The organism is Phaeobacter sp. CAU 1743 (assembly GCF_039839315.1).
Taxonomy (GTDB): domain Bacteria; phylum Pseudomonadota; class Alphaproteobacteria; order Rhodobacterales; family Rhodobacteraceae; genus Phycobacter; species Phycobacter gallaeciensis_A.
In genome coordinates this window covers 73,428-87,245 of sequence record NZ_JBDOQR010000010.1, presented here as the reverse complement: position 1 = coordinate 87,245, position 13,818 = coordinate 73,428, and the positions used below count along the sequence as shown (strand labels likewise).

General features: G+C 61.0%; 18 protein-coding genes. All 18 read right to left on the bottom strand.

The window, feature by feature from the left end; translation table 11 throughout:
* Window positions 1-4: 4 nt before the first annotated feature.
* The gene (nuoK, locus tag AAFO90_RS06265; RefSeq protein WP_005624625.1) at window positions 5-310 is read right to left on the bottom strand and encodes an NADH-quinone oxidoreductase subunit NuoK; all 306 of its coding nucleotides are present in this window, start codon (window positions 308-310) and stop codon (window positions 5-7) included.
* A 4-nt stretch (window positions 311-314) separates the two neighbouring features.
* Complete coding sequence (locus AAFO90_RS06260) at window positions 315-917, bottom strand: NADH-quinone oxidoreductase subunit J (protein WP_065273130.1); 603 nt, start codon at window positions 915-917, stop codon at window positions 315-317.
* Window positions 914-1,321, bottom strand: coding sequence for a carboxymuconolactone decarboxylase family protein (locus tag AAFO90_RS06255; RefSeq protein WP_065273129.1), 408 nt, complete (start codon window positions 1,319-1,321; stop codon window positions 914-916). The genes AAFO90_RS06260 and AAFO90_RS06255 overlap by 4 nt, the downstream gene beginning before the upstream one ends.
* Window positions 1,322-1,328: 7 nt before the next feature.
* The gene (gene nuoI, locus AAFO90_RS06250; protein ID WP_065273128.1) at window positions 1,329-1,823 is read right to left on the bottom strand and encodes an NADH-quinone oxidoreductase subunit NuoI; all 495 of its coding nucleotides are present in this window, start codon (window positions 1,821-1,823) and stop codon (window positions 1,329-1,331) included.
* Window positions 1,824-1,825: 2 nt separating this feature from the next.
* Window positions 1,826-2,863 carry an NADH-quinone oxidoreductase subunit NuoH gene (gene nuoH / locus AAFO90_RS06245; RefSeq protein WP_065273127.1) on the bottom strand — a complete coding sequence of 346 codons (1,038 nt, stop codon included), beginning with the start codon at window positions 2,861-2,863 and terminating at the stop codon, window positions 1,826-1,828.
* 6 nt (window positions 2,864-2,869) lie between these two features.
* Window positions 2,870-3,259, bottom strand: coding sequence for a hypothetical protein (locus AAFO90_RS06240; protein WP_347508872.1), 390 nt, complete (start codon window positions 3,257-3,259; stop codon window positions 2,870-2,872).
* A complete protein-coding gene (gene nuoG / locus AAFO90_RS06235; RefSeq protein ID WP_347508871.1) occupies window positions 3,256-5,271 on the bottom strand; it encodes an NADH-quinone oxidoreductase subunit NuoG in 2,016 nt (671 codons plus the stop codon). The genes AAFO90_RS06240 and nuoG overlap by 4 nt, the downstream gene beginning before the upstream one ends.
* Before the next feature lie 3 nt (window positions 5,272-5,274).
* Window positions 5,275-5,685, bottom strand: coding sequence for a DUF5333 domain-containing protein (locus tag AAFO90_RS06230; protein ID WP_274868071.1), 411 nt, complete (start codon window positions 5,683-5,685; stop codon window positions 5,275-5,277).
* An 89-nt stretch (window positions 5,686-5,774) separates the two neighbouring features.
* Entirely contained in the window at window positions 5,775-6,128 is a 354-nt protein-coding gene (locus AAFO90_RS06225) for a hypothetical protein (RefSeq protein ID WP_347508870.1), read from the bottom strand.
* Window positions 6,129-6,273: 145 nt separating this feature from the next.
* Window positions 6,274-7,572: an NADH-quinone oxidoreductase subunit NuoF gene (gene nuoF, locus AAFO90_RS06220; RefSeq protein ID WP_065273122.1), complete on the bottom strand. Its 1,299-nt coding sequence runs from the start codon at window positions 7,570-7,572 to the stop codon at window positions 6,274-6,276.
* Between the two features lie 6 nt (window positions 7,573-7,578).
* Entirely contained in the window at window positions 7,579-7,806 is a 228-nt protein-coding gene (locus AAFO90_RS06215; protein WP_065273121.1) for a DUF5337 domain-containing protein, read from the bottom strand.
* A 50-nt stretch (window positions 7,807-7,856) separates the two neighbouring features.
* Window positions 7,857-9,026, bottom strand: coding sequence for an NADH-quinone oxidoreductase subunit E (locus AAFO90_RS06210; protein WP_274836734.1), 1,170 nt, complete (start codon window positions 9,024-9,026; stop codon window positions 7,857-7,859).
* A complete protein-coding gene (locus AAFO90_RS06205) occupies window positions 9,026-10,240 on the bottom strand; it encodes an NADH-quinone oxidoreductase subunit D (RefSeq protein WP_274834452.1) in 1,215 nt (404 codons plus the stop codon). Before AAFO90_RS06205 ends, AAFO90_RS06210 begins: the two co-directional genes overlap by 1 nt.
* Window positions 10,240-10,845, bottom strand: coding sequence for an NADH-quinone oxidoreductase subunit C (locus tag AAFO90_RS06200; protein ID WP_065273118.1), 606 nt, complete (start codon window positions 10,843-10,845; stop codon window positions 10,240-10,242). The genes AAFO90_RS06205 and AAFO90_RS06200 overlap by 1 nt, the downstream gene beginning before the upstream one ends.
* A gap of 24 nt (window positions 10,846-10,869) precedes the next feature.
* Window positions 10,870-11,403 carry an NADH-quinone oxidoreductase subunit B gene (locus AAFO90_RS06195; RefSeq protein WP_082996117.1) on the bottom strand — a complete coding sequence of 178 codons (534 nt, stop codon included), beginning with the start codon at window positions 11,401-11,403 and terminating at the stop codon, window positions 10,870-10,872.
* The gene (locus tag AAFO90_RS06190; RefSeq protein ID WP_065273116.1) at window positions 11,394-11,759 is read right to left on the bottom strand and encodes an NADH-quinone oxidoreductase subunit A; all 366 of its coding nucleotides are present in this window, start codon (window positions 11,757-11,759) and stop codon (window positions 11,394-11,396) included. Before AAFO90_RS06190 ends, AAFO90_RS06195 begins: the two co-directional genes overlap by 10 nt.
* A gap of 306 nt (window positions 11,760-12,065) precedes the next feature.
* On the bottom strand, window positions 12,066-12,848 hold the full coding sequence (locus tag AAFO90_RS06185; protein ID WP_347508869.1) for a crotonase/enoyl-CoA hydratase family protein: 783 nt from the start codon (window positions 12,846-12,848) through the stop codon (window positions 12,066-12,068).
* A gap of 30 nt (window positions 12,849-12,878) precedes the next feature.
* Window positions 12,879-13,736, bottom strand: a complete 858-nt coding sequence (locus AAFO90_RS06180) for a hydroxymethylglutaryl-CoA lyase (RefSeq protein ID WP_347508868.1) — start codon at window positions 13,734-13,736, stop codon at window positions 12,879-12,881.
* Window positions 13,737-13,818 lie beyond the last annotated feature (82 nt).

Sequence of the window (13,818 nt, the reverse complement as noted above, 5' to 3'; positions counted from 1 at the left end):
CGCTTTAGCCCTTCATCACGTTGATGTCTTCCACGGCGATGGTGCCGCGGTTGCGGAAGAAGCAAACCAGGATCGCCAGGCCAATGGCGGCCTCAGCGGCGGCCACGGTCAGCACGAACAGGGTAAAGACCTGCCCCACCAGATCCCCAAGGAAGCTGGAGAAGGCCACAAGGTTGATGTTCACAGCGAGGAGCATCAATTCGATGCTCATCAGCAGGATGATCACGTTCTTGCGGTTCAGGAACAGTCCGAAGATGCCGATGACGAACAGTGTCGCCGCGACGGTGAGATAATGTTCAAGTCCGATCATTGCCTTACAGCCCCTGCCCCGGTTTGATGTCCTTGAGTTCCATCGCCTTGGCCGGGTCACGCATCATCTGTGCGACGATGTCCTGACGCTTCACGTCCTTGCGATGGCGCAGGGTCAGCACGATAGCGCCGATCATGGCCACCAGCAGGATCAGGCCCGCCAGCTGGAACAGAAGGAAATATTGGTCATAAATGATGAGGCCAAGCGCCTCGGTGTTGTGGGTATCCGTCGGTGTCGGCTGCGCCAGCAGCTCGGATGCCAGCGGCGCGCTTTCCCAGGCGCCATAGGCCATGACGAACTGCATCAGGATGACAAGACCGATCAGCAGCGCGACAGGCATGTACCTTGCCATTTCCGCTTTCAGCTCGGCGAAATCCACATCCAGCATCATCACCACGAAGAGGAACAGAACAGCGACCGCCCCCACGTAGACGATGACCAGCAGCATGGCGACGAACTCCGCCCCCAGCAGCACGAACAACCCGGCCGAGGAAATAAAGGCCAGGATCAGCCACAGCACCGAGTGTACCGGCTGGCGACTGATCACAGTGAACAGCCCGCCGGTGATGGCGCTGATGGCGAAGAGGTAGAAGGCAAAAACGCTCATGTCTCATCGTCCCTTTTGTCGTCCAGGACCTCCTGCGCCAGCTCGAGCGCGCGGGTCATGGCCGGAATGCCGGCAAAGACCGACATCTGTCCGATCGTTTCAACGATCTCTTGTTTCTTCGCGCCCGCCTCCAAAGCGTGGCGCACGGTCTGGCGCACGGCGGTATCCGCCTGCGCGCCCTGCATGGTCAGCCCGGCCAGCGTCAGAAGCAGCCGGGTCTTGGCGTCCAAACCGTCCTTGTTGACGGTCCTGCCGAACATCAGTTCCATCGCCTCTTTGGGCATGGTCGGCCAAAGCGCCTCGAACCCCTTGGGCGAGAAATGCTCAAGGCCGGGATTGAGAGCCCGGGCCATCTCGTGGGCCTGGGCCATCATGGCCTCAAAGGGGTTCTTGGTTTCGCTCATCTCTCATTCACCGGTACGGGGCGTCGATTTCCAGGTTCCGGGCGATCTCGGCTTCCCAGCGCTCCCCGTTCGAAAGCAGCTTTTCCTTGTCGTAGAACAGCTCTTCGCGGGTTTCGGTGGCGAATTCGAAATTCGGCCCTTCCACGATGGCATCCACCGGGCAGGCTTCCTGACAGAAACCGCAGTAAATGCATTTGGTCATGTCGATGTCGTAACGCGTGGTGCGGCGGCTGCCGTCTTCACGCGGTTCGGCATCGATGGTGATCGCCTGAGCGGGGCAAACCGCCTCGCAGAGTTTGCACGCAATGCAGCGTTCTTCGCCGTTGGGATAACGGCGCAGCGCGTGTTCACCGCGGAAGCGCGGCGACAGCGGCCCCTTTTCGTGCGGGTAGTTGAGGGTGGCCTTGGGCGCGAAGAAGTACTTCAGGCCCAGTTTCATGCCTTGCCAGAAATCCTGCAGCAGGAAGTATTTGGCGGCGCGGGTGTAATCGATCTGCGTCATGATCAGCCCCCAGTTGTCCAGCGTGCGAAGGCACCCCAGAACCAGTCGAATTTTGCAGCGAAGGAGACGAAGACAACCCAGACCAGCGAGAAGGGAAGGAAGACCTTCCAGCCAAGGCGCATCAGCTGGTCATAGCGGTAGCGCGGGGTGATCGCCTTTACCATCGCAAAGAGGAAGAAGAAGAAGGCCATCTTGCCAACCATCCAAAGGACGCCATCAGGCAGACCCGGGATCGGGGACAGCCAGCCGCCAAAGAACAGCAGCGTGGTCAGCGCGCACATCAGGAAGATGGCAATGTATTCACCTGCCATGAACAAGAGGAACGGCGTGGCCGAATATTCAACCTGATAACCCGCAACCAGTTCCGATTCCGCTTCGGGAAGGTCGAACGGCGGGCGGTTGGTTTCAGCCAGGGCCGAGATGAAGAACAGGAAGACCATCGGGAAGTGCGGCAGCCAGTACCAGTTGAACAGGCCAGCGTTGCCATCCTGTGCACGCACGATCTCGCTGAAGTTCATCGAACCGGTCGAGATGATCACACCAACGATAATCAGGCCAATCGACACCTCGTAAGAGATCATCTGCGCGGCAGAGCGCAGGGAGCCGAGGAACGGATATTTCGAGTTCGAGGCCCAGCCGCCCATGATGACGCCGTAAACCTCAAGGCTGGACACCGCGAAGACATACAGGATCGCCACGTTGATATCTGAAAGGACCCAGCCATCGTTGAACGGGATCACCGCCCAGGCGATCATCGCCAGCACGAAGGATGTCAGCGGCGCCAGAATGAAGACGCTGCGGTCCGCACCCGCCGGAATGACGACCTCTTTGACGACGTACTTCAGCGCGTCGGCCACCGATTGCAGCAGGCCGTAGACGCCCACCACGTTGGGGCCCCGGCGCATCTGCACCGCCGCCCAGATCTTGCGGTCCCCGTAGACGAGGAACAAAAGCGAAATCATGACAAAGGCAACAACTGCAAGCACTTGCGCCAGTATCAGAATGGCGATGCCGCCTGGGGTGTTAAAGAATTCAGCCATAGGTCCTCACACCGTGGGTATTCCGTTTGCCTCACAGTCGGCGACCACGACTTCAGCGTCGATGGTGCGCAGACCGCGCGGGAGGGAGGGCGAGATGGTGTAGACAGCATCTGCAGTCTGAACGCCACCCTCTTGTTTCATTTTTGTGCGCACGTGACGCGCGAAGCCGTAGCCCCGGATCAGCGCATATTGCGCGGCCGCACATTCGGCATAGTCATCCAGGTCCGCCTCGGAGCGGGCACCGGACATAGCAACGTTGAAACGCACCAGATCGCCGTTCAGCAGGCTGGTCTCGACCCCTTTGTATTCAGAGGTGGACCCGTCTGCCACGCCGGAACCGGGCACCTGCGCGCAGGCCCCCAGCAGCAAGGACGATATGAGCGCCGCGCGGATCACTCGGCCGCGATCTTGTCTGTCTTGCGCGCCTTGGCTGCGGCCGAAAGTTCGGCCATCAGCTGCGATGCACGTGCAATCGGGTTGGTCAGGTAGAAGTCCTTCACCGCAGGCAGGAAGTCGGCCTTGCCCAGCGGTTCGCTGTCGAGCGCAACGACCTCGTTCTCGGCAACCTCACCCACTTTCGCCAGATGCGGCACCTCACCGATCATCGCCTTGCGCAGCTGCGCCAGCGAGTCATAGGGCAGTTTCGCGTCCAGCTCGGCGCTCAGCGCGCGTAGGATGGCCCAGTTTTCCTTCGCCTCGCCCGGTGCGAACCCCGCGCGGAAGGTCAGCTGCGGCCGCCCTTCGGTATTGACGAAAAGACCGTTTTCTTCGGTATAGGCGGCACCCGGCAGGATCACGTCGGCGCGGTGTGCGCCGCGGTCACCGTGGCTGCCCTGATAGATCACGAAGGCACCCGGATCGATTTCGACCTCATCCGCGCCGAGGTTGTAGATCACCTCGGCGCCATCGATGGCTGCGGCCATGCCGCCTTCGGTCACGGCGCCGATATCCATCGCGCCAACACGTGCCGCGGCGGTGTGCAGGACCAGAACCTTGGCGCCGGATTTGGCGGCGAGCTCCTGAACCTTGGCCATCACGGCCAGTCCGTCTGCCTCACGCAAGGCGCCCTGCCCCACGATGATGACCGGTGCCTTGTCCGCAATGTCATGGGCGTTTGCCACCGCGGCGTCCAGCGCAGCGCGGTCGGTGCCGATGTGTTCGTAATCATAGGTCAGATCCGCAGCGGCGCCGATCAGCCCGACACTGGCGCCCTTCAGCCAGGCCTTGCGGATACGGGCATTCAGAACCGGCGCTTCGTCGCGCGGGTTGGTGCCAACCAGCAGGATCGCCTGCGCCGCGTCGATATCCTCAATCGCCGCAGTGCCCACATAGGCCGAGCGGTTGCCGATGGCGAGGCGGGCATTGTCGGTGCGGCATTCCACCGAACCGCCCAGACCTTCGATGAGTTGTTTCAGAGCAAAGGCCGCCTCGACCGGGACCAGATCGCCGATCAGACCGGCAACTTTCTTGCCCTTCATCGCACTCGCTACGGTGTCCAGCGCCTCGGGCCATGTGGCGGGGCGCAGTTTGCCATCAACACGCACATAGGGCTTGTCCAGACGCTGGCGACGCAGACCGTCCCAGACGAACCGGGTCTTGTCCGAAATCCACTCTTCGTTCACGCCGTCGTGGTTGCGCGGCAGGATCCGCATCACTTCGCGGCCCTTGGTGTCCACGCGGATGTTCGAGCCAAGCGCGTCCATCACGTCGATGGTTTCGGTCTTGGTCAGCTCCCAGGGGCGGGCGGTAAACGCATAGGGTTTCGAGGTCAGCGCACCAACCGGGCAAAGATCGATGATATTGCCCTGCAGGTTCGAATCCAGCGTCTCGTTCAGGTAGGAGGTGATCTCCGCATCTTCGCCGCGACCGGTCTGACCCATCTGAGTGATGCCGGCGACTTCAGTGGTGAAACGCACGCAGCGGGTGCAGGAAATGCAGCGGGTCATGGCGGTGCCGACCAGCGGTCCCAGATCCAGATCATCCACGGCACGCTTGGCTTCACGGAAGCGGGAGAAGTCGACGCCATAGGCCATCGCCTGATCCTGCAGGTCGCATTCGCCGCCCTGGTCACAGATCGGGCAATCGAGCGGGTGGTTGATCAGGAGGAACTCCATCACGCCTTCGCGTGCCTTCTTCACCATCGGTGAATTGGTTTTTACCACCGGTGCCTGACCCTCGGGGCCGGGGCGCAGATCACGGACCTGCATGGCGCAGGAGGCTGCGGGCTTGGGCGGGCCGCCGACGACTTCGACCAGGCACATACGGCAGTTGCCGGCGATGGACAGGCGTTCGTGATAGCAGAAACGCGGGATCTCTACCCCGGCCTCCTCGCACGCCTGGATCAGGGTCATGGCCCCGTCCACCTCAATCTCGGTTCCGTCAATGTTGATCTTGCGGAGGTCAGACATGGTCTATTTCGCCCTCAATAAAACGCCGATCGCGCTGTTGTTCTTGATTTCCATGCGTCCGAACGCACAGAAGGATTCCGGTTTTCCGTATGAGACGCCACGGCTTGCAAACAGCGTCTCTCCCTTTGCCCGCATCCGGGCCTTTTCCCTGTCCGAGCCGATGTAGGCGCGGATTTCAGTGTCCGAATAGCCAAGGTCATTGGCCCGCGCGCGCAGGCGCCGCAACTCGCCGACGCCCTTCCAGAACCGCGCACTCAGGCTGTCGCAGTGATCGGCGATCTCTTTGGCGACAGCGACGGCAAACAGCGGTTCTTCGATTTCCGCGACCGAGCGCAGCGGCGGCTTCGCCAGCAGCGACGATGGCACCAGCGCCAGCGCGACAGCGGACACAAATGACAGAACAACCCGTTTCACATGCCTCTCCTTCTTTGCGGAGCGCCAATGGAACGGGGAGCTTGCGTCGTTATGCAATAACGCCGGGCCAGGATATGAGGCCATACCGATCAAGTGTCGCAGGTCCCGTGGAAAATCGCGGTGTCGCCATCAAGGCGCAGCTCGGCCTCGGCGTCGTAGGGATCCACGTCCCAGATGATGTCGGAAGTGCCGTAACCGGCTTCACTCAGGCAATAGGTGACGCCTGCGTGATGCGCAGCCATACGCGCGCCCTTGAAGGATTGGGACGCCTTGGAGACCTCAACGCGGAAATCGGCCCGCGTGACCTTCTTGTCCACCGGTTTCGCCTTCGCCTTGAACGCTACGCCATCATAAAGCGTGCGGTCGCTGAAGGAACTGCCACAGCCAGCAAGAACTGCCGCCGACAGCAACAGGACACCTGCGGATTTCAGTTTCCGGTTCATCGTGCCCCCTCCCCGTCGCAGCAACAAAGACCCCATGCCCCCAGACAAAGCACAGCCGCCCGGGCAGAAACGCCTGCCTGGCCGGATGTCATTGTGAGGGTAAAATTGCTCATCATGGGATCTGCTATCTGCCTGTTTTTTATTCTTATTCAGCCGCCATCGCGCCCATGCGGCCCGACTTTTGCGCCTTGATGCGGTCTTCGATCTCTTCGCGGAAGTTGCGGATCAGGCCCTGGATCGGCCAGGCCGCCGCGTCGCCAAGGGCGCAGATGGTGTGGCCTTCGACCTGCTTGGTCACATCCCACAGCATGTCGATTTCTTCCGGTTCCGCCTGGCCTTTGACCAGACGATCCATCACGCGCATCATCCAGCCGGTGCCTTCGCGGCAGGGTGTACACTGGCCGCAGCTTTCGTGCTTGTAGAACTTGGACAGGCGCCAGATCGCCTTGATGATGTCGGTCTGCTTGTCCATCACGATCACCGCCGCCGTGCCAAGGCCCGAGCCCAGCTCACCGCGCAGGTAATCGAAATCCATGATCGCATCGCGCATGTTTTCACCGCGCACACAAGGCACCGAGGAACCACCCGGGATCACCGCAAGTAGGTTGTCCCAGCCGCCGCGAATACCGCCGCAATGCTTTTCGATCAGCTCCTCGAAGGAGATCGACATCGCCTCTTCGACGACGCAGGGGTTGTTGACGTGCCCCGAGATCGCGAACAGCTTAGTGCCCGCGTTGTTGGGGCGACCAAAGCCCGCAAACCATTCAGCGCCGCGGCGCAGGATGGTGGGAACGACGGCGATGGATTCGACGTTGTTCACCGTGGTCGGGCAGCCATAAAGACCCGCGCCCGCCGGGAAGGGCGGCTTCATACGGGGCATGCCCTTCTTGCCTTCCAGGCTTTCGATCAGGGCGGTTTCCTCGCCGCAGATGTAAGCGCCGGCACCGTGGTGCAGGAAAACGTCAAAGTCCCAACCGGATCCGGCCGCGTTCTTGCCCAGAAGACCTTTGTCGTAGCATTCGTCGATGGCCGCCTGCAGGGCCTCGCGCTCGCGGATGTATTCGCCGCGAAGATAGATATAGCAGGTGTGGGCGTTCATCGCGAAAGAGGCGATCAGCGCACCTTCGATCAGCGTATGCGGATCGTGGCGCATGATTTCGCGGTCTTTACAGGTGCCGGGCTCGGATTCATCCGCGTTGATCACCAGATAGGCCGGGCGACCATCGCTTTCCTTGGGCATGAAGGACCATTTGAGGCCAGTGGGGAAGCCCGCACCGCCGCGACCACGCAGGCCGGAGTCCTTCATGGTCTGGATGATCCAGTCACGCCCCTTTTCGATCAGACCGGCGGTGCCATCCCAGTGGCCGCGCGCCTGAGCGCCTTTGAGCGTCCGCTCATGCATACCGTACAGGTTGGTAAAGATCCGGTCCTGGTCCTTCAGCATGTCTGCCTACCTTTGGTTGTCCTGACGCATGCGCCAGAGTTGAACGATGTTGACCCCTGCATAGATCATCCCCGCCAGCGCGAGAAAATCGAACAGAAGCGCGTAACGGCCCGGCAATCCCATCGCCGGACCAATGATCAGGGACAAAGCGAGCCATGCGAGCATGGTTCCGGCAATCACCAGGGCGATGTGGCGCCCCTTGGCTGCGATGGCTTTGTCCTGTTCAGCGCTCATTGGGTCCCAATGTCTGCTCCCCCGCCCCCGGTTCAGAGGCGGAAGACGGGTTAATCTTCGTAGCGGCCGTCGTCCTTGGCCTTCTTGGCGAACTCGGTCTCTTCACCAGCGGCGAGCTGTTTGGATTGCTCAATCCAGCCGTCGCGTTCGATGCGGCCCTTGAACTTGAGGCGGCTGTCGACCCATGCGATTTCGGCCTCGGTCCATTTGGCGATCTGGTCAAAGTGGAAGAAACCGAGTTCATTCAGCGTCTCTTCCAGCTTGGGACCAACGCCCTTCAGCATCTTCAGATCGTCGGCCTTGCCACCGCGGGCTTCGCTCAGCGTCTCAGGCGCGCTTTCTTCAACCGATTTGGCGGCTGCCCCTTCGGGCGACGCAGGCTCAGCGGCTTTCTTGGCCGGAGCTTTCTTCGGTGCGGGCTTAGCCTCGGCAGCCTGTTTGGCAGCCGGTTTAGCCGCTTCGGGCGCCTTCGGAGGCTGACCTTCGGCAGCGCGGCCAGCGACGACGCCGTCCTTGCCAACCCAAGGGGTCAAGATCGGAACTTCATCGCCCTGAATGCGCTTGACGCTGTCGCCCAGATCCACTGCCAGCTGCACAGACGCGTTATACTGCGTCTTACCACTGTCGTATTCGGTGAGCGACGTCAGGCCCGATTTCGGCTCGGCCGCGTAACGCCCGTTCTGCGGCCCCGGAACAACCGGATTGCCTGCTGCCAGATCATCGAGGATCTTGGTGAAGCTTTCGGTGGTCAGATCCTCGAAGTAATCCTTGCCGATCTGCGCCATCGGCGCGTTGGTGCAGGAGCCGAGGCATTCCACCTCTTCCCAGGAGAACTTACCATCGGCAGACACGGTGTGCGGCTTCGGCGCGATCTTTTCCTTGCAGACCGCGATCAGATCCTCGGCGCCGCAGATCATGCAGGAAGTGGTGCCACAGACCTGCACGTGGGCAACGGATCCGGTCGGGACCAGCTGGAACATGAAGTAAAAGGAGGCAACTTCAAGAACGCGGATATAGGCCATGCCCAGCATATCCGCGATATATTCAATCGCGGGCTTGGTGACCCAGCCTTCCTGCTCCTGGGCACGCCACAGCAGCGGAATAACCGCAGAGGCCTGACGCCCCTCGGGGTATTTGGTGAGTTGCGCTTCGGCCCACTTCTGGTTGTCGGGCGTGAAGGCAAAGCTTTCGGGTTGTTCGGAATGCAGACGACGAAGCATTAGCGGTCAATCTCTCCAAATACGACGTCCATGGTGCCGATGATGGCAGCTACGTCGGCAAGTTGGTGACCCTTGGCCACATGGTCCATGGCTTGCAGGTGCAGGAAGCCCGGCGCGCGCAGCTTGGCGCGGTAGGGTTTGTTGCTCCCGTCCGCCACAAGATAGACGCCGAATTCGCCCTTGGGCGCCTCGACAGCGGCGTAGACTTCGCCCTCGGGCACGTGGAACCCTTCGGTGTAAAGCTTGAAGTGGTGGATCAGGCTTTCCATCGAGGTTTTCATGTCGCCGCGTTTCGGCGGGGTCAGCTTGCCACGGGCCAGCACATCGCCGGTGGCTTCGCGCAGCTTGTGGATGGCCTGACGAATGATCGACAGCGACTGGCGCATCTCCTCCATGCGGACGAGGTAGCGATCATAGCAGTCGCCATTCTTACCGACAGGGATCTGGAACTCGAACTCGTCGTAGCATTCATAGGGCTGCGCACGGCGCAGGTCCCATGCAAGGCCGGAGCCGCGTACCATGACGCCGGAGAAACCGTAGTCCTGGATCTCCTGCTCGTTCACCACGCCAATGTCGCAGTTACGCTGCTTGAAAATGCGGTTTTCGGTCAGAAGCCCGTCGATATCAGCCAGAACTTTGGGGAATTCGATCGCCCATTCTTCGATATCGTCGATCAGTTCATCCGGCAGATCCTGATGCACACCGCCGGGACGGAAATACGCCGCGTGAAGGCGGGCACCGCAGGCGCGCTCGTAGAAGATCATCAGTTTCTCGCGCTCTTCAAAGCCCCACAGCGGCGGGGTCAGCGCACCGACGTCCATCGCCTGCGTGGTGACGTTCAAGAGGTGGTTCAGGATGCGGCCGATTTCCGAGTAGAGCACCCGGATCAGCGAGGCCCGGCGGGGAACTTCGACACCGCAAAGCTTTTCGATTGCCAGACACCATGCGTGTTCCTGGTTCATCGGCGCCACATAGTCGAGGCGGTCGAAATACGGCAGGTTCTGGAGGTAGGTGCGGCTTTCCATCAGCTTTTCGGTGCCACGGTGCAACAGGCCGATGTGCGGGTCGCAGCGTTCAACGATCTCGCCGTCCAGCTCCAGCACCAGACGCAGCACGCCGTGCGCCGCCGGGTGCTGCGGACCGAAGTTGATGTTGAAGTTGCGGATCTTCTGTTCGCCCGTCAGGGCGTCTTCGAAACCTTTGGAGCCGTCCATCATTTCGCCCCCTCTTTTTCATCGCCGGGCAGGATGTATTCGGCACCCTCCCACGGGGACATGAAGTCAAACTGGCGGTATTCTTGCACCAGGCTGACGGGTTCGTAGACAACGCGCTTTTGCGCCTCGTCGTAACGAACCTCGGTATAGCCGGTGGTCGGGAAGTCCTTGCGCAGCGGATGGCCGCGGAAGCCATAGTCCGTCAGGATCCGGCGCAGGTCGGGGTGACCGGTGAACAGGATCCCGAACATGTCGAAGACCTCGCGCTCGAACCAGTTGGCCGAGGGGTGCAGATCGACAATCGAGGGGACCATTTCATCTTCGCGTACGGAAACCCGCAGGCGGATACGCTGGTTCTGATACATCGACAGGAAGTGATAGACCACGTCGAACCGCTTGGTCCGCTCGGGGTAATCGACTGCCGTAATATCAACCAGGGTGGAAAACTTGCAGGTCGCATCTGCTTTCAGAAAATCGACCAGCGCCGCAATATTCGCAGGCGCCACGTCCACGTTCAGCTCACCATGGGATACATCCCAGGACAGCACGCATTCGGGGCGCTTGGCCGCGATCTGGGTCCCGAGTTCGTTCAGTGCTTCAGTCATCATCAATTCTCCAACCAAAGCCGATCAGCGGACCAGGGTGCCGGTGCGGCGGATTTTGCGCTGCAGCTGCATCAGACCATAGAGCAGAGCCTCTGCGGTCGGCGGGCAGCCGGGCACATAGACGTCAACCGGAACGATGCGGTCGCAACCGCGCACAACCGAGTAGCTGTAGTGATAGTACCCACCGCCGTTGGCACAGGAGCCCATCGAGATCACGTAACGCGGCTCGGGCATCTGGTCGTAGACCTTGCGCAGCGCCGGGGCCATCTTGTTGGTCAGCGTCCCCGCGACGATCATAACGTCCGACTGACGCGGAGAGGCGCGCGGCGCGATACCGAAGCGTTCGGCGTCATAGCGGGGCATCGAGGTGTGCATCATCTCAACCGCGCAGCAGGCCAGACCAAAGGTCATCCAGTGCAGCGACCCGGTGCGGGCCCAGTTGATGATGTCCTCGGCCGAGGTCAGCAGGAAGCCTTTGTCCTGCAGTTCGGCGTTCAGGGCCTGGGTGACGACTTCCTTGTCGACGCCCGCCGTATTGGCTCCGGTCATCACTCCCATTCCAGGGCCCCCTTCTTCCATTCATAGGCAAAGCCGGCTGTCAGCACGCCCAGGAACACCATCATCGACCAGAAACCTGCGTCGCTCATGTCCTTGAAGCCGACGGCCCAGGGAAACAGGAAGGCGATTTCCAGATCGAAAATGATGAACAGAATCGACACCAGGTAAAAGCGCACATCGAATTTCATACGGGCGTCATCGAAGGCGTTGAAACCACATTCGTAAGCACTTACTTTTTCCGGGTCGGGATTGCGTACGGCGAGCACAACTGCTGCCAGAATAAGAACAATTCCAAGGCCGATAGCGACGGCCAGAAACACCAGGATCGGGAGGTATTCCCGCAACATCTCTTCCACGAGTGGCTCCTTTCCGCGCGCGCGGATTCTCGCGCGCCGTCAATTGGCGTGTTGACTTGGGGCCGTGTCTACTCCCCTGCCCCCCGACCGTCAACACAGGCATTTGGTTTGGCTAAAGCTTCCTTTAACAGCGCGGCGTGGGCACATCACATGGCCCGCAAACGCATATAAATATGCATATTTTTCTATGTATAAGAAAAGAACAGCGCGCCCAAAATTTGGGCGCGCCTGAGGGAAATACTCGGTCTTTGGCAAGGCCGCGAAACCGCCTTTAAACCCGTGTCTGAGGCCCCTCTCAGACCCGTTTCAGACCTGCCAGCTGGGTTTGCGTTTGTCGAAAAACGCCGCGATGCCCTCGGAGGCTTCGCCGCCTTCCCAGCGGTCAACCAGCGCCTTGATGGTGTGGTCGATGGTGGCATCGTCCAGACGCGGACCCAGATCGCGGGTCAGTTTTTTCGCTGCGGCGACCGCGCCCGGGGCGCAGGCCATGTAGGGGGCGACCTCTGCCTCGACCGCTTCGGCCAGTTGATCGGCCGGAACGATTCTGGCCAGAAGCCCCAGATCGACGGCCTCGGCTGCGCCAAACAGACGGGCCGACATGAAGACACGGCGCGCGCGCGCTTCGCCCATGCGGGCAATCACATAGGGGCCGATGGTAGCCGGGATCAGGCCCAGTTTGGTTTCCGTCAGCCCCATCTTGAGATGATCGACACCAATCGCCACATCGCAGACTGAGGCCATGCCAACACCGCCGCCAAAGGCATTGCCCTGAATCGCTCCGATCAGCGGCTTGGGCAGGGTGTTGAGCAGCATCAACATTTCCGCCAGCACCCGCGCCTCTTTCGCGCGGGTTTCCGCGTCCGCTGTCATCTGGGCCTGCATCCAGCCGAGATCGCCGCCCGCGCAAAAGCTTTTGCCCGCGCCGGTCAGCACCACGACGCGGACATTGTCATCGGCGGCTAGGTCCTGTGCGGCCTGTTTCAGCTCCAGCAGCATCTCGCCGGACATGGCGTTGTGCTTTTCGGGCCGGTTCAGGGTCAGGGTCGCCACGCCGCGCGCATCGGTCTCAAGGGTAATCGTGTTGAACATCGTATCGCTCTCTTTTCAAAATTCGCGCTATCAGACCACGCCGCGCATGGCTCGGGCCACCTCTGCCGCCTCATCCAGCACCCGCGCATCGAGCCCGGTGTCATATCCCAGCGCCGTCAGATGCGCATGCACTGTTTCCGTCGCCACATTTCCCGCGGCGCCCGGCGCATAGGGGCAGCCGCCCAGCCCGCCGACGGCGGCATCAAACACCCGCACGCCCTGCGCAAGCGAGGCGTCGATATTGGCAATCGCCCGCCCGGCGGTGTCATGATAATGTCCGGCCAGTTTCTCGACAGGCACACGTGCCTTTACGGCCTCTAGCATTTTCGTGATCGTTTCCGGCGTCCCCTGTCCGATGGTGTCGCCCAAAGAGACCTCATAGCAGCCGAGTTCAAACAACCGCTCAGCCACTTCTGCCACCTTTTCCGGCGGGGTTGCGCCATCATAGGGGCAATCGGTCACGCAGGAGACATAGCCCCGCACCGGCAGGTCGATCTTCTTTGCCGCCTCAAGGATGGGCACGAAGCGCTCGATGCTCTCGGCAATGCTGGCGTTGATATTGGCTTTGGAAAACCCTTCGGAGGCCGAGGCAAACACGGCGATTTCATCCGCCTTGGCCGCCACCGCGTCCTCGTATCCCCGCATGTTGGGGGTCAGTGCTGCATAAGAGACCCCGGGCGCGCGTTTGATGCCCGCCAGAACCTCGGCGCTGCCCGCCATCTGCGGCACCCATTTGGGGGAGACGAAGCTGGCGACCTCGATCCGCCGGAAGCCTGCGCGGGACAGGCAATCCACCAGCGCGATCTTTTCCGCCACCGGAATGGCCCGTTTTTCATTCTGCAGCCCGTCGCGCGGGCCCATTTCGAAAATTTCAACGCTTTGCGTCATGGCGCGCCCTCCCTCGGCAATCCTGCCAACGTTATCCAGTCGCATTGGCAGCCACCAGCCGCCAACGCAGTTTCTTTATGAG